Origin of the sequence: Oxalobacter vibrioformis, assembly GCF_027118995.1 — a bacterium.
Lineage (GTDB): Bacteria > Pseudomonadota > Gammaproteobacteria > Burkholderiales > Burkholderiaceae_D > Oxalobacter > Oxalobacter vibrioformis.
This window is the reverse complement of the sequence record NZ_CP098242.1, coordinates 922,354-942,582: the sequence shown is the minus strand read 5'-3', so window position 1 is coordinate 942,582 and position 20,229 is coordinate 922,354. Positions and strand designations below refer to the sequence as shown.

At 50.9% G+C, this 20,229-nt stretch carries 20 protein-coding genes and 1 tRNA gene; 17 read left to right on the top strand and 4 right to left on the bottom strand.

What is annotated here, in order from left to right:
- Window positions 1–40 precede the first annotated feature (40 nt).
- On the bottom strand, window positions 41–1,294 hold the full coding sequence (locus NB640_RS04685) for a serine hydrolase domain-containing protein (protein ID WP_269310012.1): 1,254 nt from the start codon (window positions 1,292–1,294) through the stop codon (window positions 41–43).
- A gap of 355 nt (window positions 1,295–1,649) precedes the next feature.
- Between NB640_RS04685 and NB640_RS04680 the strand changes: the two genes are divergently transcribed.
- From NB640_RS04680 to NB640_RS04640, 9 genes are all read left to right on the top strand, one after another.
- The gene (locus NB640_RS04680; protein ID WP_269310011.1) at window positions 1,650–2,012 is read left to right on the top strand and encodes a hypothetical protein; all 363 of its coding nucleotides are present in this window, start codon (window positions 1,650–1,652) and stop codon (window positions 2,010–2,012) included.
- A 107-nt stretch (window positions 2,013–2,119) separates the two neighbouring features.
- On the top strand, window positions 2,120–2,473 hold the full coding sequence (locus NB640_RS04675) for a hypothetical protein (protein WP_269310010.1): 354 nt from the start codon (window positions 2,120–2,122) through the stop codon (window positions 2,471–2,473).
- A gap of 128 nt (window positions 2,474–2,601) precedes the next feature.
- Window positions 2,602–3,510 (top strand): LysR family transcriptional regulator, encoded by a 909-nt coding sequence (locus NB640_RS04670; protein WP_269310009.1) that lies wholly within the window; start codon window positions 2,602–2,604, stop codon window positions 3,508–3,510.
- 328 nt (window positions 3,511–3,838) lie between these two features.
- On the top strand, window positions 3,839–5,107 hold the full coding sequence (locus tag NB640_RS04665) for an efflux RND transporter periplasmic adaptor subunit (protein ID WP_269310008.1): 1,269 nt from the start codon (window positions 3,839–3,841) through the stop codon (window positions 5,105–5,107).
- 12 nt (window positions 5,108–5,119) lie between these two features.
- Window positions 5,120–8,281, top strand: a complete 3,162-nt coding sequence (locus tag NB640_RS04660) for an efflux RND transporter permease subunit (protein ID WP_269310007.1) — start codon at window positions 5,120–5,122, stop codon at window positions 8,279–8,281.
- Window positions 8,274–9,695, top strand: a complete 1,422-nt coding sequence (locus tag NB640_RS04655; protein WP_269310006.1) for an efflux transporter outer membrane subunit — start codon at window positions 8,274–8,276, stop codon at window positions 9,693–9,695. The genes NB640_RS04660 and NB640_RS04655 overlap by 8 nt, the downstream gene beginning before the upstream one ends.
- Before the next feature lie 85 nt (window positions 9,696–9,780).
- A complete protein-coding gene (locus NB640_RS04650; protein ID WP_269310005.1) occupies window positions 9,781–11,016 on the top strand; it encodes a hypothetical protein in 1,236 nt (411 codons plus the stop codon).
- Window positions 11,017–11,048: 32 nt separating this feature from the next.
- Window positions 11,049–11,351: a hypothetical protein gene (locus NB640_RS04645; protein WP_269310004.1), complete on the top strand. Its 303-nt coding sequence runs from the start codon at window positions 11,049–11,051 to the stop codon at window positions 11,349–11,351.
- Window positions 11,352–11,362: 11 nt separating this feature from the next.
- Complete coding sequence (locus NB640_RS04640) at window positions 11,363–11,824, top strand: MarR family winged helix-turn-helix transcriptional regulator (RefSeq protein ID WP_269310003.1); 462 nt, start codon at window positions 11,363–11,365, stop codon at window positions 11,822–11,824.
- A gap of 135 nt (window positions 11,825–11,959) precedes the next feature.
- Here the strand turns inward: NB640_RS04640 and NB640_RS04635 are convergent.
- Window positions 11,960–12,035: transfer RNA gene (locus tag NB640_RS04635), tRNA-Lys, on the bottom strand.
- A 110-nt stretch (window positions 12,036–12,145) separates the two neighbouring features.
- Here NB640_RS04635 and tsaD point away from each other — a divergent pair.
- Window positions 12,146–13,177 carry a tRNA (adenosine(37)-N6)-threonylcarbamoyltransferase complex transferase subunit TsaD gene (tsaD, locus tag NB640_RS04630; protein WP_269310002.1) on the top strand — a complete coding sequence of 344 codons (1,032 nt, stop codon included), beginning with the start codon at window positions 12,146–12,148 and terminating at the stop codon, window positions 13,175–13,177.
- Between the two features lie 12 nt (window positions 13,178–13,189).
- Here tsaD and NB640_RS04625 read toward each other — a convergent pair whose 3' ends face one another.
- Both NB640_RS04625 and NB640_RS04620 read right to left on the bottom strand, forming a co-directional pair.
- Window positions 13,190–14,410 (bottom strand): acetate/propionate family kinase, encoded by a 1,221-nt coding sequence (locus tag NB640_RS04625; protein ID WP_269310001.1) that lies wholly within the window; start codon window positions 14,408–14,410, stop codon window positions 13,190–13,192.
- 43 nt (window positions 14,411–14,453) lie between these two features.
- Window positions 14,454–15,131, bottom strand: a complete 678-nt coding sequence (locus NB640_RS04620; protein ID WP_269309999.1) for an HAD family hydrolase — start codon at window positions 15,129–15,131, stop codon at window positions 14,454–14,456.
- Window positions 15,132–15,380: 249 nt separating this feature from the next.
- Here NB640_RS04620 and rquA point away from each other — a divergent pair, with 249 nt between their 5' ends.
- From rquA to NB640_RS04585, 7 genes are all read left to right on the top strand, one after another.
- Window positions 15,381–16,133: a rhodoquinone biosynthesis methyltransferase RquA gene (rquA, locus tag NB640_RS04615; RefSeq protein WP_269309998.1), complete on the top strand. Its 753-nt coding sequence runs from the start codon at window positions 15,381–15,383 to the stop codon at window positions 16,131–16,133.
- A 136-nt stretch (window positions 16,134–16,269) separates the two neighbouring features.
- Window positions 16,270–16,521, top strand: a complete 252-nt coding sequence (rpsP, locus tag NB640_RS04610) for a 30S ribosomal protein S16 (protein WP_269309997.1) — start codon at window positions 16,270–16,272, stop codon at window positions 16,519–16,521.
- Between the two features lie 3 nt (window positions 16,522–16,524).
- Window positions 16,525–17,073: a ribosome maturation factor RimM gene (gene rimM / locus NB640_RS04605; protein WP_269309996.1), complete on the top strand. Its 549-nt coding sequence runs from the start codon at window positions 16,525–16,527 to the stop codon at window positions 17,071–17,073.
- 41 nt (window positions 17,074–17,114) lie between these two features.
- A complete protein-coding gene (gene trmD / locus NB640_RS04600) occupies window positions 17,115–17,861 on the top strand; it encodes a tRNA (guanosine(37)-N1)-methyltransferase TrmD (protein WP_269310393.1) in 747 nt (248 codons plus the stop codon).
- Window positions 17,862–17,992: 131 nt separating this feature from the next.
- Window positions 17,993–18,373, top strand: coding sequence for a 50S ribosomal protein L19 (rplS, locus tag NB640_RS04595; protein WP_269309995.1), 381 nt, complete (start codon window positions 17,993–17,995; stop codon window positions 18,371–18,373).
- Between the two features lie 69 nt (window positions 18,374–18,442).
- On the top strand, window positions 18,443–19,114 hold the full coding sequence (locus NB640_RS04590; RefSeq protein ID WP_269309994.1) for a CoA pyrophosphatase: 672 nt from the start codon (window positions 18,443–18,445) through the stop codon (window positions 19,112–19,114).
- Window positions 19,115–19,217: 103 nt separating this feature from the next.
- A complete protein-coding gene (locus tag NB640_RS04585; protein WP_269309993.1) occupies window positions 19,218–20,177 on the top strand; it encodes a CobD/CbiB family protein in 960 nt (319 codons plus the stop codon).
- Window positions 20,178–20,229 lie beyond the last annotated feature (52 nt).

Below are 20,229 nucleotides of genomic sequence, written 5' to 3'. Positions count from 1 at the left end.
TTTCCTTTCTCCAGCAAACCAGCTGGTTGTTATTTATCTATTATTTTGGCAGGCTGGTATAGATGGCATCACGCACATCAGTGGCCAGGCCGTGGGATTCGAGGCTGTCAAGCGTCGTTGTGGTCAGGATGACCACAGACAGTTTTTTCGCCGGGTCAGTAAACCAGTTGTGGCCATATACACCTGACCAGAAGAGGGTGCCGGCAGATTGTGGGCTTTTTGCCGCATCCGGATCAGTCAGAACGGCCCAGCCCAGACCGTAAGCCGTACCCGGCATGACGGTCAGTTTGCCGGTCTGGTTGGCGCACATCTGTTTCATGAGACCATCACTGATGATCGGTGCTCCGCCTTTGCGGATGGTTTCCAGAAGGATTATCAGGTCAGGTGCGGTCCCGGTCAGGCCGGCGCCACCGGAAGGCCATGATTTGGTGTCATAGGGGCGGTCGGGTGAAAAATGAATGGAGCCTTCTCCCATAGGAACATCAGCATCACGGTCATTCATGCGGGCAAGTTTGCCTTCTCTGTCCAGATAGTACGGTGCGGTCATTCTGGCCCTGTCTTTTTCCTGAACATAAAATACCGTGTCTTTCATACCGAGCGGTATGGTAACGAGATCAGCCATCGCCTGAGGGAATGAAGTGCCATTTGCTTTGGCGACTACACCGCCCAGCACATCGATCGCCAGTGAATAGTGCCATGCGGAGCCCGGTTCAAACAGCAGAGGGGCGGACGCAATGCGACGGATATTTTCATCCAGTGCAATATCCGAGCGCTCAAGGCCGTCAGATACACCCGCTTTGCGATAAGGCCCGTCTTTCGGCTGGAAGAAGCCATAATCAAGCCCCGCTGTATGGGTCATCAGGTGCCTGACCGTTACTACCGGCTGTTTGCCGTCAGCGGTTTTGGGTTTGAAGTCCGGCAGCCATTTTGAGACAGGATCATCCAGCTTCAGTTTGCCCTTTTCCAGCAGTGCGCCGGCAGCCATGCTGGTAAAGGCCTTGCTGACAGATGCCAGCCTGAAAAGGGAATCCTCTTTCATGGGCATTTTCTTTTCCGGATCGGCCAAACCGGCAGCACGATGGTAGACCAGTTGGCCATCATACGAAACCAGGACAACGGTTCCGGCAATCCGGCCTTCCTTGATGTTTTTATCGATAGTCTGGTCGACGGCTTTTGTCAGGGTAGCAAAGCCGGGCTGGGATTTTATCGCGGGAACCGGAGCCTTTGCGCTGGCTGGCAGCGTAAAGGGAACAACCAAAAGTGTGCAGAGAAGCAGACTCAGAATACGTCGCATAACGATTCCTTTCCTGTGGTGGGTTTTCGCGAATACGAAAAGTGGATTGAAAAACAGGTCGGGCCGTAATAAAAATGCAATTTTTTCCGGCAAAAGAAAATTGTACTTTTTATTGGCGGATTGCGATACCGGTAGAGGCCGGATTGGACGTTATGGAGGTGACGAAAAAGCGTAAGGAATTTTTCTTCCAGTCGCCACTTCCGGGATGACGGCAATATGAAGTAATAATGGAGAGCGATGCCGCCTCAACATTGAATGGTCAAATCTCTCATCAATGGGATGATACTTCCTGCTCCCGTCATTGTTACCGTTAATTCACTCCCTTAATCTGTAATCACAGCGCATATGTTGCGTTATGGAAATAAACATTAAAGAGGGGGACAACATAAAATCATACCAGACAAGATATGAAAATGTGTCCATTTTCCGTGAAGCGGTCAGTTTGTGCATCAGCCCATTGATTGAAAGAGTCATCCTGGCCGGTCCACTGACAGATATGTCGCGAAAAGATTCGCCGGTTGTGCATGAAACCGATCGTTGCGTTAGGCTTTTTGCCCCCGGAGAGGAAAGACTTTCTTTCCTTTTGCAGAAAGAAAGCGCATTTACGGACAATGAAAAGAACCTGCTGGAACAGGTGGTAAGGCGGTTGCATGGCAAGCGTGTTTCTCGTCCTTATACATCACGGCTCGATGATATGGCATTCATGATCTCAGAGTAAATGAGCGCGGCCAATTAGTGCGGAAATGGGGTTCAGAAGGGCTTTTCAGCCGTATCTGAGCTGGTTGGTCCTGTAAAACCCGCAACATATCTTCCCGGGAGGATGCCATGATTCTGTATGTCAACAATATGTATGAAGTCGAAACCGTTTTGGATACATACCAGGATGATAACGATCGTTTGCACAACAATCTTTTGAAACTGGATCATATCCTGTGTTATCTGGGAGATGAGGTAACGCCTCCCCCAGGAACATTTTTTATCCTTTTGCCGGATTCAGACATCTTTATTTTCAAATACCGGCTGGATGATTACCCTGTTGAATGGGTGAGCAGGCAGTATACACAGCTCAATACTTGCGATTTCAGGAAATTGAGGCAACACAAACCGATATTTCTCACAGGTGCGGGCAGCAGGGAGAACAGGGATGAAGTGAAAAAATTCCTGTATCAGCACCTTTGATCTGGCGACAATTTTGTTTTGTCCGGGGCATGTATGGTGGCGGATCAATGCGGATATGGCGAGCCGTATTGTTTCGTCGCTGGATTTCCCGTTAATATAACCAAGCGAAACGACTTGTAGGCAGGCTTATGATAGAGATACTGAACGATATGCCGTTATTTGTTGAAGTGGCACGGCAGAAAAGTTTTACTGCAGCAGCAGACATTCTGGATATTCCCCTTTCAACGGTATCCAGAAGAGTCGGTGCCATGGAAAAAAAACTGGGTGTGCCGCTTCTTTTGCGTAATTCCCGTAATGTTGAACTGACGGAACATGGTCGCGTTTTTTTCGAGCATTGCGAATACATTGTCAGCAATGCGCTGAATGCCTGTGATTCGCTGGTTCAGGATATGCATGAACCGGCAGGTCTGGTGCGCTTTTCAGCACATCTTGACAGCTATTACCTGCTGTTTCCCTGCCTGGATACGTTTGCTGCCTCATGGCCAAAGATCCAGTTGCAGATCCGGCTTGTTGACCGGTGGTCTGATCTGATCAGTGAACCTTTTGACCTGGAGTTCAGGCTGGGGAAGCTGCCGGACTCATCTCTCAGGGTACGGAAAATTGGTAATCTGGAACATGCTCTGTATGTCTCTCCCAAACTGCTGGAGATTCATGCGCATCCTGAAACACCCGAGGATTTGTTCCGGTTTCCCTGCATTGTGTCTTCCCCTCCTGGAAATGAATGGACTTTTGAACAGGGTAATGCAAAAAGAATATTAAATATCAAGCCAAAGCTCATTCTGAACAGCATTTCAATTGCCCTGGATTTTGCGATTGCCGGACATGGAGTTATCAATATGCCTCAATCCCTGGCCTATCGGTATGAAAGGGCAGGCAGTCTGGTCAGGCTGCTTCCTGACTGGAAAATGACAGAAACCGAAGTCAATATTGTGATGCCCAATCATGAAACACCCCGACGCGTTCGCCTGTTCATTGATCATCTGGTGGCGTTTATGAACCAGATTGAGTTGGACATTAAGGCTGATATGGAAAAGTAATATATCAAAATTTCAATATGCCATTTTTGGGATGGGTTTTCTCAATTTTGGAGTGAAACATAACAGGCAGGCGGGATGCTTTCCCTGTTATTCAAAAATCAGAAGATATAAGTATGCTGAATTGCTGAGTCGCCATTGTCTATATGCGCTGCGCAGTTTATGCCAATGTTTCATACAATATTCTTTCTCTCCCTTATACCGCTTTTTGATCATTTTTTTTCTCCCATATTTGGGATGATGGTTCCTGTCTTCATCATTGTTGGCGTTTCGGTGCAATGATTCAATGTGCCTGTATGACTTCAAGTCGCAAGTACAGGAGAAAATAAAAATGAAAATCTTGCTGAAAAAAACCGGTGTTATTCTGGGATGCCTGGTTGTCTGTATGGCTTCTCTGAGCGGCTGTTCAGAGGACGCGCCACAGAAGGAAAACCCTGCTGTCAGGTATATGATCGCCAGGCCGGAAAGCGTATTGTTGACGACAGAGTTGCCGGGACGGGTTTCCGCACTCATGGTTTCAGAAGTCCGCCCCCAGGTAGGCGGCATTATCCAGACGCGTCTTTTCGAAGAAGGAAGTGATGTCAAAGCAGGACAGGTTTTGTACCAGATTGATCCGGCCTTGTTCCAGGCAACCTACAACAATGCCAAAGCCGAACTCTCCAAAGCTCAAGCCAATGTAGTCGCTGCCCGACTGCTTGCTGAACGATATGCAAAGATTGTTGATATCAACGCTGTCAGCAAACAGGAATACGATGATGCTGTAGCAGCATACGGGCAGGCGAAAGGCAGTGTTGAGGCCGCACGACAGGCACTGGAAACGGCCCGGATCAATCTTGGTTACACCAGAATCACAGCTCCCGTATCCGGAAGGATCGGGCGTTCGTTCGTCACACCGGGAGCGCTGGTGACACAAAATCAGCCTGATCCGCTGTCCACCATCCAGCAGTTAAAGCATGTCTATGTTGATGTGACACAGTCCAGCAGTGAACTCCTGAAGTTACGCCGTGCCTTTGCCCATGGCCAGCTCCAGTCAAGCGGACAGACGGCGGCCAAAGTCAGGCTGGTGCTGGAAGACGGAAGTCCTTATGCGAAAAGCGCGTCGGTTGCAGAAGGTGGCAGTGAGCCGGAATGGATTGAAGGGAATCTCGAATTTTCTGATGTAACCATTGAACAAAGTACCGGTGTTGTGAATGTACGCGCCACTTTTGAAAACCCGGAAAAAATTCTTTTACCTGGCATGTACGTCAGGGCAGTTATTGAAGAAGGTGTACGGGAAAATGCCATCCTTGTTCCGCAAAAGACGGTTACACGTGACACCAAGGGGCGCACCCTGGTCCATGTTCTGAACAAATCCCAACCGGCGGCATTTGTCGCTGAAGCTGCAAAAACAGCGCTGGGAGAAAGCGAGTTTTATGTCGATACCCGGTATGTGACGGTTGACCGTGATTTCAGGGGACAGTGGCTCTTGATGGATGGCCTGCAGGACGGGGACAGGGTATTGGTGGATGGTCTGCAGAAAGCCCGTCCGGGGCAGGTGGTTTCAGGTGTCGTCCTGGATGCAGGAAAAGCCTCCTCAGCAAGCGAAGAACAGAACGGGTAAGGGGAGATCATCATGGCAAAATTCTTTATTGATCGCCCTATCTTTGCCTGGGTGATTGCCATCATCATTATGCTGGCAGGAGCACTTTCCATCTCTACACTGCCCGTAGCCCAATACCCCGCGATTGCCGCGCCGGAAATTGCGGTGACAGCAACTTATCCGGGTGCATCGGCAAAAACGATTGAGGATACGGTAACCCAGGTGATCGAGCAGCAGATGAAGGGAATCGACAACCTGATCTATATGTACTCCAACAGTGATTCATCGGGGCAGGCGACGGTCAATTTTGCCTTCAAGGCCGGAACGGATATCGATATTGCACAGGTACAGGTTCAGAACAAGCTGCAGCTTGCACAGCCGCTTCTTCCCGAAGAAGTGCAACGCCAGGGTATTTCCGTCACCAAATCCGTCAAGAACTACATGCATGCAATTGCCTTCATTTCTGAAGACGGAAGCATGGATGAGTCGGATATTGCCGACTATATCGCATCCAACATTCAGGATATCGTTGGCCGCCTTCCCGGGGTAGGTGATACCACGCTTTTTGGCGCGCAGTATGCGATGCGTATATGGCTGGATCCGATAAAGATGGATCAGTACAGACTGAATCCCTCTGATGTCATCTCAATCGTTAAGCAACAGAACATGCAGGTAACCGGAGGGCAGATCGGAATGGGGCCTGCTCCGGAAGGGCAGCAACTGAATGTGACGATCAATGCGGCATCCCGGCTCAAGAGTGTGAAGGAATTTGAGGATATCTTTGTCAGGACCAATCCGGACGGATCCAACCTGTACCTCAGGGATATCGCCCGGATGGAACTGAATAATGAAATATTCAAGGCGCGCTCCCGGTTCAACGGAAAGCCGTCTGCAGGGCTGGCAATCAAACTGGCATCCGGCGCCAATGCACTGGAAACAGCTGCTGGTATCAAAAAGGAACTGGATTCACTTTCGCGTTTTTACCCGACCGGATTCAAACATGTTTATGCCTATGACACAACACCGTTTGTAAAGCTTTCCATCTCCTCTGTTTTTCACACGCTGGCGGAAGCGATTGTCCTGGTGTTTCTTGTGATGTTCCTGTTCATGCAGAATTTCAGGGCAACTCTTATCCCGACGATTGCGATTCCGGTGGTGCTCCTGGGCACATTCGGCGTACTGGCTGCGGCAGGGTTTTCCATCAATTCGCTCACCATGTTTGGCATGGTGCTGGCGATCGGCCTTCTGGTTGATGATGCCATTGTCGTGGTGGAAAACGTCGAGCGGATCATGCATGAAGAAGGAGTCGGTCCCAAAGAGGCAGCCAAAAAGTCCATGGAACAGATTACCGGTGCGCTGGTCGGTGTTGCCATGGTAATTGCTGCTGTTTTTGTTCCCATGGCTTTCCTGGGGGGCTCAACCGGCGTGATTTTCCGGCAGTTTTCCATCACGATTGTCACCGCCATGACCCTCTCTGTCATTGTGGCCATGATCCTGACACCGGCGCTTTGCGCCACCATGTTGCCCGAAAAAATGCCTCACAGAACAACCGGGTTTTTCGGGTGGTTCAATCGCTGGTTTGACAAGGTGAGTATCAGGTATCAGAGCCAGGTGGGGCGCATCGTCAAGCGCCCGGCAAAATGTCTGTTCGGGTTTGCCGTCGGATTAGTGCTCATTGCTTTCATGTTCATACGCCTGCCATCAGGTTTTATTCCGGAAGAAGACCAGGGACTGGTTTTCGTGGAGGTTCAATTACCTGCCGGCGGGACGTTTGAGCGAACCCTGGATGTCCTTGAGCAGGTAGAGCAGCATTTCCAGACAGAAGAAAAAGGTCTTGTCAAAAGCGTGCTTGCGGTTTCCGGTGTCAGCTTTAGCGGAAACAGCCAAAATGCCGGTTTGGCCTTTGTGATGCTGGAAGACTGGTCAAAACGCAAGGACAAGAGCCAGAGAGCCGCTGCCATAGCCGAGCGTGCTTCGGAAAAATTTTCCCGGATACCAGAGGCGGCTGTTTATGTTTACACACCCCCGGCCGTTATCGAGCTGGGCAGCGCTTCCGGTTTTGACTTCGAGATCATTGACAGGGCGGGGCAGGGGCATGCCGCCCTGATGAATGCCAGAAACGAACTGCTGGAAAAGGCGGCGAAACACCCGGACCTGGCGGCAGTCCGCCCTAACGGGTTGGATGATGTGGATGAGTATGTCCTGGATATTGATATAGCCAAGGCGGGCGCCCAGAGTCTTTCCAAAGAGGAAATCAACAATGCCCTTGCGGTTTATTGGGGAAGTTACTATGTCAATGATTTCATGGACAAGGGGCGGACCAAAAAAGTCTTCATGCAGGCAGAAGCGCCTTACCGCACACAGGCAAGTGATATCGGCAGATACCGTATCCGCAATGAGCTGGGCGAGATGGTACCGTTTTCTTCCTTTATTTCCATGCATATGGAACCGGCGTCCCCCCGCCTGGAAAGATACGGCGGTCTGCCTTCCATCGAAATTCTGGGCCAGCCAGCTCCGGGCAAGAGTACTGGCGCTGCCATGCGTGCCATGGAAGAGCTGGGAAGGGAGCTGCCGCCGGGATTTGATTTTGACTGGACGGGGATTTCCTACCAGGAAAAAATGTCCGGTTCCCAGGCCCCTATGCTGTATGCCATTTCCCTCCTGGTTGTCTTTCTGTGTCTTGCTGCCTTGTACGAAAGCTGGTCTATTCCCCTTTCCGTACTGCTGGTTGTTCCGACAGGGATAATCGGGTCGCTTTTAGGGGTATGGGCCCGCGGGATGAACAACGATGTGTACTTCCAGATCGGGTTGCTGACGATTATCGGTCTTTCTGCCAAAAATTCCATCCTGATAGTGGAGTTTGCCAAAGATCTGCATGAAAAGGGCGCATCTCTTTACGATGCGACAGTCCAGGCTGTCAGGATGCGCCTGCGTCCCATCATCATGACGTCACTGGCTTTCATTTTAGGTGTGGTGCCGCTCATGATCAGCAATTCGGCGGGTTCGGGTGGTCAGAATGCGCTGGGTACGGCGGTTGTCTGTGGGATGACGGCGGCAACCAGCCTGGGCATTTACTTCACGCCGATCTTTTACATGATTGTGACCAATTTCTTCGTCTCACGCAAAAAAGCGGCTGAAAAAGCAAAAACCGAGCAGGAGGCATTGCCAATTGAAGAAGGAGACGAAGATGAATGATAAAAGTAAACTCCCGCACTTTATCAGATGTGTGATACCGGTTCTTGTTGCGTCGGCACTGGCAGGGTGTTCTCTGGCACCCGAATATATCCGGCCAGAGGCACCGGTTGCACCAACCTATACCGCAGCAGAAAAACCGGCAGACCAGGCTGTTGAGGTCGCATTACCTGAGTGGAAAGCTTTTTTCAGGGATGAAACCATGCAGCGCGTTATTGAAATCGCCATCGAAAACAACCGTGACCTGAAGGTGGCGATACTCAATATCGAAAAGACGAGGGCGCAATACCGCATACAGCGTGCAGATCTGTTGCCAACCATTAATGCCAGCACAGGAGGAACATCCCAGCGCCTCCCCGCAGAATTCAACAGCCGGGGAGTAGAGGGGGTCTCGCGCCAATATACCGCTTCATTGGGATTCAGTGCTTTCGAACTCGATTTGTTCGGGCGGGTGCGCAACCTGACGGAACAGGCGCTGGAAACCTTTCATTCCGTTGAGGCGGATGCGAAATCAGCCCGCCTCAGCCTGGTGGCAGAAACAGCAGGCATGTACCTGCAACTGGTTGCTGACAGGGAAATCCATGATTTGACAGCGGCCACGCTGAAAAATCGCGAGGAAAACCTCGAACTGGTTGAGAAAAAATTTGCCGCTGGCGTGGCATCCGACCTGGATGTCAGCCAGGCGCAAACGCTGGTGGAAGAAGCGCGCACCAGTCTGGCCGTGCTGGCAACCAAGGTGGGGCAGGATGAAAATTATCTCGTGCTTCTGATGGGTTCACCCCTGCCGAAAGACCTGCCCGAAGTGAGGAAACTGTCAGAGATTGTCGCCTTGCAGGATATCCCGGAAGGGCTCCCTTCCTCGCTGCTAGAAAACCGCCCGGATATACAGGCGGCTGAGCATTTGCTCAAAGGGACCAATGCCAATATCGGAGCAGCCCGCGCCAACTTTTTCCCCACGATCAGCCTGACAGCAGGGCTGGGACGGATGAGTTCTGACTATAGCAATCTGTTTGACGCCGGCGGCAGGCACTGGGTATTCAGTCCGCAACTGGTTGTGCCCATTTTTGATACAGGAAGAAATATTGCACGACTGGAAATGTCCGAAGCCGAGCGTGACATGGCGGTTGCCCGTTATGAGAAAACCATACAGGTGGCTTTCAGAGAAGTGGCCGATGCGCTTGTCCAGCGGGAAAACATGCAGATACAGCTCAAATCGCAGGAGTCACTGGTGGCATCCACAGGCAGAAGTTACCAGCATGCTTCCGTACGGTATGAGGCAGGTGTTGCGAGTTATATCAATGTGCTTGATGCGCAGCGAACCCTTTATGCCGCACAAAGCAGCCTGATTGGAACGCGGCTTTTGCGGGAGTCCAATGCGCTTGCCCTGTACAAGGCGCTGGGCGGGGGGTGGAGCTGAACAGGAAGGAACGATCGGGAACGGGATGCAAAGCATCAGGAAATAATTCATTTTTGCAGGAACCCTGCCATGAAAGGAGTGGGACATGAACACACATTATGAAAACCGGGAAAGGGAAATCGTGGTTTTTCGGGAAATGCTGGACAGATATATTCAGCCGCTGACCAGCCAGTCAAAACTGAGTGGGCCATATACAGATGCCGTAACCCCCCTGCAGCGGGTGACATATGACACGCAGCACAGGCTCAAAATATTTCTCAGTAAAAAATCACGTATCTGTTTTGTGATGCAGCGGAGAATGCCTTTTTCTGTGGAGGAAAAATCACTGATTGAAGAGATTGTCGGCATGTTGCACGAAGCAGGGGACGGTATGGCGCTTCCTGATGCAAGGTTTGTGCAGGAATCCATCGAACGGGTTGCCGCACGATTCATGAATGCCCGGAGCGCCGATATGATTTTTCAACTCATACAGGTATACAAGAAATGGGCAGTGAAATCGCTTGAGAGGGAAAAGTGGACGCATACCATCGGGATATATCTCAACAAAAGTGCAAGAAGTGCGTGCAATTTTTTTACCCTGTCAGATGAAGATAATGTGCATACCATGGGCTCCAGTAAAGGCACGCTGCTTGCCATGAATACCTGGGGAGATATCCTGGGGATTGAATCCATCATCCCGTTTTCTGAAAACCACAGAAAGGTACAGGAGGTTTATGCCCCCATTGATGTGGCAGACGTGGCTTTCTGGACCGGAACGCGCAACAGGATGGCGATCATGCTGACGGAAAAGGGAGAAATACTGCTTTTTAAAAACCGCAAACTGATTTTTGTTTATGCCTTTTCCCAATGGCAGTATTTTCCTCATACCCTTTTGGTCGATGAAATATTTGACAAGCGTCATTCAAAAGATGAGCTGGATGTCAGGAAAGCCGCCTACCTGACCTCTCTGGATATGGCCTTTCATGGCAGAAAAGCCAGTATCGGCATATTGAGCCAGCCGCATCGCAAAAATAATCAGTTGCGGCGTGTTCATAGCGATACCGGAAGCACGAGCCGGAAAAGCCAGGACGCGCTGATCAAAAGCATTACTCACGATAAAAAGTTCCAGAATCTGTCGCGAAAGATCAGGGCCGAATTGTGCGCCATGACAGGGACCCTGATCCTGGATACAGGCGGAGCGTTTTATATTGGCTCAAAGGACAGAGCCATAAGTAGCAGTGGTTCCGGCCCGGACAATGAAAAGGATGTCGGTATCAAAGTAAACGGTCTGGGTATACTGGAAATTTACAAAAACAGGGATATTCCGCTTGCATTTGCCTGAGGTTGTTGTCCTGACTATACGAGGTGACGAAAATGACATATCTGAAAGATTTATACAACCAGACAGAAAAGGCTTACGAAAACGCGCAGGAGACACAGCAACAGGCTAACCGGCAGATACAGGCGTTATTGCCTGCCGGGGAATCCAAAGTGGCATATGGCCGCTGGGTCCGTTGTCCGAATACAAGAACCTGGAGGCGAAGAAAAAATGAATCTGCTGAAGAAGGGCAAAAAGCCATAACGGATATCTATGGAGACAGGGGATCTGTCGAAAGCGATGATGCTAGCGTACTCACAGAACAGGATGAGTTCCTGAAAATAAAAAATATCTACTGAAAGCCAGCAAAATGAAAAAAACAGATACCACGAATCGTCAAGTCAGCATGCCTTTTTTGTTTTCTTTATTCCAGGTCGCGCATTTATACAGAACGCTGCTCGGCAAGTTTATGTCTTCTTATGGAAAACCGGGTGCTACCGCCTTGCCTGTCCTCGTGATGGCCTATCGGCATCATGATGTTCGTCCGGGTGAGTTGGCGGATGCATTGGGTCGGGATCCATCCTCCGTTGTGAGGATTACCGATTTGCTCGTGAAAAATGGACTGGCCGAAAGAGAAGAGGATCAACAGGACAGAAGAGCCAAGAAATTGCGTCTCACCAGTCTGGGCAGAAGGATGGTGGAACAGATGGAAATCATGCTGAATGAGTCCGTATCACCTGGGTTGGGCGAAATCACCGATCAGCAGCTACTTCATTGCATGCAGGTTTTGAATTCGTTGAAACAGGGTGGGAAAGCTTCCGGCTTACTGTAAAGTGGTAATAGTAGAGTTCACAATATAACTGACTCACGGTATATGAGAAGAGGGCTTCTATAATCTGTCAGGCAGAATTTGCAGCAGAAAGGAAAACAAAAGGGATTACGCCTAAACGTAACCCCTTGATGTTTCTGGTAGGCCGTGCAGGGCTCGAACCTGCGACCAACGGATTAAAAGTCCGCTGCTCTACCAACTGAGCTAACGACCCGAAAGATCGCCATTATAATCAGCAAAAAATATGCCTGTCAATAAATTGAGGTACACTTGCTGCTTAATTTTGCTGTTTTTTTCATTTTACCTTGTGTTGGCGCGTATTTCATGATTGTTCTGGGTATCGAAACTTCCTGCGATGAAACCGGTGTCGCCCTGTATGACACCGAAAAGGGATTGTTGTCGCATACACTTTATTCCCAGATTGCGCTGCATGCGGAATATGGCGGTGTGGTCCCCGAGCTGGCCTCGCGTGATCATATCCGCCGCATTATCCCCCTTCTTGAGCAGGCGCTGGATAATGCAGGTATTACCCGTTCAGCTATTGATGCTATTGCCTATACCAAGGGGCCGGGGCTTGCCGGGGCGTTACTGGTCGGGGCTTCGGTCGCCTGCAGTTTGGGTATGGCGCTGGGTGTGCCGGTGATGGGTATTCATCACCTGGAAGGGCACCTGTTATCCCCGCTGCTTTCATCTGATCCGCCGGAATTTCCTTTTATCGCGCTTCTGGTATCCGGTGGGCATACTCAACTGATGCGAATTGATGGTGTAGGGCGGTACACCCTTCTGGGGGAAACGCTGGATGATGCTGCGGGCGAGGCGTTTGACAAATCAGCCAAGCTGCTTGGGCTGTCTTATCCGGGCGGCCCGGAAGTATCGCTTCTTGCTGAAACAGGTAATGCGGAAAAATACCGGTTGCCACGCCCGATGCTGCATTCGAAAGACCTGAATTTCAGCTTTTCCGGATTGAAGACGGCCGTACTGACGGCGGTTAAAGATTGTGGTGAATCGCTCGATATGCGGGAAAAACAGGATATTGCCCGCGGCCTGGTGGATGCCATCGTGGATGTTCTGGTAGCCAAGTGCCTGTCTGCGCTCAAGGAGACAGGATTTAACCGGCTGGTGATCGCAGGGGGCGTGGGGGCTAACAGGCAGTTGCGTACCGCATTAAATGACATGGCCAGGAAAAAACGGTTTCGTGTTTATTATCCGGAAATGGAATTCTGCACAGATAATGGCGCCATGATTGCTTTTGCCGGTGCGATGCGTCTTTTAAATGAGCCTGGTGCGGCTGAAAAGGCGTATGGCTTTACCGTCCGTCCCCGGTGGCCCTTGCAGGAGCTGACCGGCAAAGCCTGAGTGGATGTCAGCCTATGGCTGTATGGCGTACATGGCCGAGATGCGGGCACTGTGGCGGGCAATCATCAATTCCTCAAACGTCGGAATAATCCAGACGGACACGCGGCTTTCCGGTTTGCTGATGCAGATAAGCCCTGCCTGATTGGCTTCCTCATCAATTTCAACCCCCATCCACTCTATCTGTTTACAGATGGCATGCCGGATTTCGGGGGAACGTTCGCCAATGCCGGCTGTGAAAACGAAGGTGTCCAGCCCTTTGCATGCCGCTGCCAGCGAGCCGGCTTCACGTGCTACGCGATAGACAAACAGATCCAGTGCGGTTTTTGCGGCTGGATTACCCGTTGTCAGCAGGTCCCGCATATCCGGACTGATACCTGAGACCCCCAGGAGACCGGATTCCTTGTATAACAGGGTTTCCAGTTCATCAACCGTCATTTTTTCATGCTGGAGCAGATACAGGATAACGCCCGGGTCCAGTGCGCCGGTACGGGTACCCATCACAAGTCCGTCAAGGGTGGAAAATCCCATTGTGCTGGCGACACTTCTGCGATTAACCAGTCCGCACATGCTTGCGCCGCTGCCCAGGTGGGCAATGATCGTTTTTCCGCGGGCTTCTTTGGGAGCAATTTCGCTTAATTCGTTAATGACGTATTCAAAAGAAAGACCGTGAAAGCCGTAACGGACGATACCCTTTTCCGTCAGGTGGCCCGGAATGCCATACAGGCGGGAAATATAGGGATTGGACTGATGAAAAGAGGTGTCAAAGCAGACAACCTGACAGAGATCGGGATAACGCTCGGTAAGGGTATCGATGACATTTAAGACCCGTGGCTGATGAAGCGGCGCCAGCGGGATCAGTCGTCTGAGCCTTGTCAGCACATCAGGCGTGATCAGTGTCGGTTCGAGAAAGTCCGGCCCGCCGTGCACCATCCTGTGCCCGACCGCATGGAGTTTGTTTGGCGACAGGTGTACCTCAATCCAGTCAACCAGGAATTCAAGAAGGGTATTGCTTGAAAGATTGGAGCCCCAGCTGTGCTGGCTGATAATCTTGCGGTTACTGTCTCTGGCAATAAAGTAAGGGTCATGGCTGCCGACGCCCTCGATTTCACCAAAGGTGTGCCTTTCCAGCCTGCCATCACGCATTTCCTCAAACAGGGAAAATTTGTAGCTGGAAGAGCCGGCATTGATGACAGCAAAATAACGCAGGGCAGGGGCAGGCGTGGTGTGCGTCATCAGTTATCTCCCATGCGGTTATTGTTGTCACAAAAGTCAGACATCATTTTTTCCCCAGATAGGCATTCAGATCATGGTGCAGCATGGCGCCTATTCTTTCTACCGTAATGTCAGCTGGCGGGCAGGCGGCGATATTGTTCGGGTCCAGCGCATAATGTCCCTGGCGGGGAAAGACGGTTGTCAGGCGCTTGCCGAGCTGCGCTTTCATAGCATGCAGGATTCTGAGCTTGTCGTCCACCATGACATAATGCTGCGCCGGGTATCGTTTCTGGACTTCATCGAGCATCTCTTCCTTATGAATAGTGATGAGAACGCGTCCTTCAACCGCATTCCACAGGCCCGAACGCAAGACTTTATGTGGCTGGAAAACGACATCGCCATCAGAAAGAATAACCGTTTTTCCCCATTGCCGGACAAATTCAAGCGCTGCCAGGGCGCCGGAATATAATCGTTCCATGAAGGGATAATCCAGGAGAAAAGATGACATGAGCAAAAGGCGCGGTTCATTGAAGTGGTGTTTTCGGTATCGCTGCAGGGCGCCCAGGTAGTCGGCATAGCCCCGTTCGGCCCGCAGTTCCTCAAAAATCTCCCAGTAGCGGCTTTCGTTTTCCGGCCCGAATTCGCCAAGCAGGTGCTGCTTTAAATCAGCGGTCACCCGATCATTGTCGAGCAGGGTGTTGTCGACATCAAACAAAAATACGACGTCTTCCTGATGGTGCATGGCCGGATCCTGTTCTGGTGATATAAACCGAAGTCATCCGTTTCAATTATGTCCTGTGGAAACAATATCTGCAAACCGGACACTTGCCGACGGGCAGGCCCTGCCATAAAGCGCCTTACCGGTTCATCAATAAAAGGGTAGAATCCTCTATCTAAGTTTGAGGGTTTACGCACGATATGCCTCAAAAGAAATCAAGGAAACCGCAGTTCACCATATTTTTATCTGGTGAAAGTCAGAAATCAGTCGCACATGAATTCAGATAAACAGAATCAGCCTGCTGCAACAAAAACCGCGCTGCCGGATTTTCAGGCTCCGCCTGTGCCGCTTGATACGCCGGATTATCTGCGAAAAATTTACTGGTGGGCCTATGAGCATCCGCTTGCCGTGAAATTCTGGGACCGGGGTTTTCTCATTAATTTGATCCTGCTGGGCAATTACACCCGCCTGGTCGATGCCGTGCTGGACGTGTTTCCCAAGCCGATTACAGGGGCCATGCTCCAGATTTCCAATGCCTACGGCCAACTGGTGCCGCGCATTCAGCAGCAATTGGGCGACGATGCCCATTTTGACCTGATTGATATCCTGCCGGTGCAACTGGAAAAATCACGGGGCAAGCTGAAGCTGCCGGATGAGCGCATCCGGATGTTCCAGTGTGATGCCACGGCGCTGCAGTGTCCGGACAACAGTTATGACAATGTGCTGATGTTTTTCCTGCCGCATGAATTGCCGGAGGACAAGCGCCGGCAGGCGCTGTCAGAAGCCCTGCGGGTGCTCAAACCCGGTGGGAAGCTGGTGCTGGTAGAATTTCACCGGCCGGATGCCCTGCATCCGCTGCGTTTGTGGCAACGCCTCGTTTTTCTTTTATTTGAACCCTTTGCCACGGATATGTGGCGCCATGAGCTGACACATTATTTTCCTGGCGATGTGAAGTATCGTGTCATCAGCAAAACCACCTACTTTGGGCGCCTGTACCAGCGGTTGGTTGTCACCAAGGAATCATGAGGGTTTCAGCGGTATCATGCCCCGGATTTCAACGGAAAGTAATAATTACGGTTCCGCTTTGAATTTTCTATGGTTTTTATCCGGATTTAAGATATAATTTCAAGATTTTCCGTATCGAACTTTTTTTGGAAACATTATGGTCGTTATTCGTTTAGCTCGTGGAGGCGCAAAAAAGCGCCCTTTTTACAGAATTGTTGCTGCTGATTCCCGCAGCCGCCGCGATGGTCGCTTTATTGAGCGCATCGGCACCTACAACCCTTTCGCTGCTGAAAGTGAAAAGGGTCTCTCTATTGCAACTGACAGACTGGCTTACTGGCAGGGTGTTGGCGCCAAGCTTTCGCCAGCTGTTGAGCGTCTGGTTCGCGAGAACAGCAAGCAGGCAGCATAAGACTTGTCGAAAAAGACAGCAGAAAGTCAGGCGCCTGATGATCTGATTACGGTCGGTCATATAACAGGGGCGCACGGGGTTCAGGGCTGGGTGCGTATCCGGCCTTATTCTGAAGATGCAGAAACCCTGCTGACAGTAAAAGAGTGGTGGCTCAACCAGCCCTCACTCCATAACGTGAAGGTTTTGCGAGTCCGTGCACATGTTGATGAAGTGCTGGCGCACCTTTCAACCATAGCATCCCGTGAAGAGGCCGAGGCTGCCAGAGGATCTCAGGTACAGATTTCACGCAGCCTTTTTCCGGCGCTGGATGAAAACGAGTTTTACTGGGTTGATCTGATTGGCCTGAAGGTGATCAACCTGAACGGTGAATTGCTGGGCGTGGTTCATGATCTGATGGATAACGGTGTGCATCAGGTATTGCGGGTCGAGGCTGAAAAAGCAGAAGATTCTGGCAAGCGCCGTGAAATTCTGATTCCGTTTGTTGATAAATTCCTTGGGGAAATCGACATAAAGGGTGGAAAAATCACGGTGGACTGGGCGTCTGATTATTAAGTGGCTGGCAGGGTGTCCTGCTGATTTTTGGAGGTGGGGTGATGCAGTTTGATGTGATCACACTTTTTCCGGAAATGTTTTCAGCTTTGACAGAATCAGGTATTACCCGGCGCGCATTTGAAGAAAAACGGTGTTCGCTGAAGTTGTGGAATCCGAGGGATTTCACCACAGATAAGCATCGTACAGTGGATGACAGGCCTTATGGTGGTGGTCCTGGTATGGTCATGCTTGCTGAGCCGCTGGAAAAAACAGTGAAAGCAGCCAGGGCGTATCAGCAGGCAGCAGGTATGAAAACCCATGTGGTTTACCTGTCGCCACAGGGAAGCCCGTTAACCCATAACCGGGTGATGGCATTAAAGGAAATGCCTGGTCTGATATTGCTGTGTGGCCGGTATGAAGCCATTGACCAGCGGTTGCTTGATCGCTGTGTTGATGAGGAAATCAGTCTGGGGGATTTTGTCCTGTCAGGTGGCGAGATCCCCGCAATGGCACTGATGGATGCGGTAATCAGGCAATTGCCCGGGGTACTGCATGATGATCTTTCAGCCGTGCAGGACAGCTTTGTTTCAGGCATACTCGACTGCCCGCATTACACGAGGCCGCCGGTATATGAAGAAATGGTGGTGCCGCCGGTACTGATGGGCGGCAACCATGCCGAAATAGATAAATGGCGGCGGGAGCAGGCATTGCTTGCTACCAGCAAAAAGCGCCCGGATTTGCTTGAGAAGGCACGTTTGGATGGTTTGCTTTCAGAAGCGGACGAAAAATTTTTAAGCAGTAACCCGTAGTTTTAATTTGCAGTAAAGTATGGGCGCAAGCCCATTTGTATAATGCGTCATCCTCTGTCAGGTATTTTCCCGGACAAAAAAAGACATAGCCGGGAAAGGTCATACGCTGATATGATGGCATAGGAGATAAAATGAATCTGATTCAACAACTTGAAAAAGAAGAAATAGAGCGTTTGGGAAAAAATATTCCCGAGTTTGCCCCAGGTGATACCGTTGTCGTTAACGTGAATGTGGTTGAAGGCAACCGCAGGCGTGTGCAGGCTTATGAAGGTGTGGTTATTTCACGCCGCAATCGCGGTCTGAATTCCAACTTCATCGTGCGCAAGATTTCATCCGGTGAGGGTGTGGAAAGAACTTTCCAGCTGTATTCACCGCTGATTGCTTCAATTGAGGTCAAGCGCCGTGGTGACGTTCGTCGCGCCAAGCTGTACTATCTGCGTGAGCGTTCAGGCAAATCCGCACGAATCAAGGAAAAGCTGCCCAGCCGGGCTGCCAAGAAGGCTGCAGAATAAACCGGTCTTATCGTCGGATAAAAGGGGCATCGCAGAAGGTGCCCCTTTTGCATTTTGAGGAGGTAAAACGTGGCTGAACCAGGTCTGGACCCCGAAACTTTTGCCATTGATTCAGTGGCTGATGAACCGCAGGTTCCCGAAGACAGGATGAATGTCAAATGGCTGCGTTACCGCTTTGCCAATCCCCGCCCATGGACACCCGAACGCCTGGTTGAAAGCCCTCTGTGGCGAGGGAGGAACAAATGGGTGCCTGCCGCAGTGCTGGTTCCGCTTATCGCCAAGGCAGATGACGATCTGTGGGTGATGCTCACGCGCCGTGCCGCGCACCTGCATGACCATGCCGGACAGGTCAGTTTTCCTGGAGGGCGTGTGGATTTGACTGACTCATCCCGCATTGAAACCGCATTGCGGGAAATGGAGGAAGAAGTCGGTGTTGAGCGCGAACAGATCGAAATTCTTGGCACGCTGCCGGAATACCGGACCGGTAGCGGTTACAGCGTAACGCCGGTTGTTGCGATCGTTCGCCCCCCTTTCACTATCCGCATAGACCCGATGGAAGTCGCAGAAGTGTTTGAGGTTCCCTTTTCCTTTCTGATGACCGGCACCAATTACCAGCGCCGTTCAGCAGAGCTCCCGAATATCGGTTTGAGGACCATTTACACGGTTCCTTATGGCGACCATATGATCTGGGGGGCCACAGCAGGCATGCTGCGTAATCTTTTTCACTTTATGCGGGCATGAGAGTGCCTTCAGGCCGCTGTCCACACGCGCTGTTTCCTGATGTGTTTGATTCCGGCCCGGGGGTGAGGTATCGTAGCGGCTTGGGGTGTTGTCCGGAATTCGCATGATTTTCTTCTCGATTTTTTTTGCGCTCGTCATTGATCATTTCAGGCCAATGCGATTGAGCAATCCTGTGCTGGCAGGGGTTCGCGCGCTGGCAGATAAAATCGAGACATGGTTTAATGCCGGGCATCTGCAACACGGGAAGATTGGCTGGTTTGTCCTCGTTTTGGGCATGACGGTACCGATACTGGCGATTTACTGGGTCTGCCTTTCCCTGAATGCCTTTCTTGCGATGATTTTCAATGTGGTAATTCTTTACTTCTGCATGGGGTTTAAGGATTACAGCCAGTACTTTTCCTCTATCCAGATTGCGCTGATAGTGGGAGACGAGCCAAAGGCACGCCAACTGCTTGCCGAGTGGAGTGGAAGGGACACCAGTACGTTTGAGGTATCTGAAATCATTCGCTTGTCCATTGAAAGAGCGCTTTTAACTTCTCACCAGCATGTTTTCGGGGTGTTTTTCTGGTTCATGATCCCTTATATCGGGCCTGCAGGCGCTGTGTTTTACCGGCTCGCAGCCTATCTTGTCAGAGCATGGGCAGAAAACGGGGATGTCCACCATGAAGCCTTTGGACGGTTTGCCTCACGCATTTTCTTCTGGATTGACTGGCTGCCTGTCAGACTCACCGCCATATGTTTTGCCGTTGTGGGCAATTTTGAAGATGCGGTTTATGCCTGGCGCAATTTTGCTGATCGCTGGGAAAACGCCAATACCGGGGTTTTGCTTTCAGCCAGCGGCGGCGCGCTGGGTGTGCGCCTGGGTACGCCAGAAGAAAAGGCGGCCAGGCTGTTACCCGTAGATGTCAGCACCATGGATTCAGATGGACTGGAAACGGAAAGCCAGCCTGGCGAAGAACCAAGCGTCCGTTTTTTCCAGAATACAACCGGTTTGATATGGCGGGCCCTGCTGTTGTGGCTTTTACTGTTTTTATTCTTTACCATAGTGGTCTGGTTGTTATAAAACCTCACAGTTATTGATATCATCTGGGCTTAATTGTCTGCAGAAACAGGAA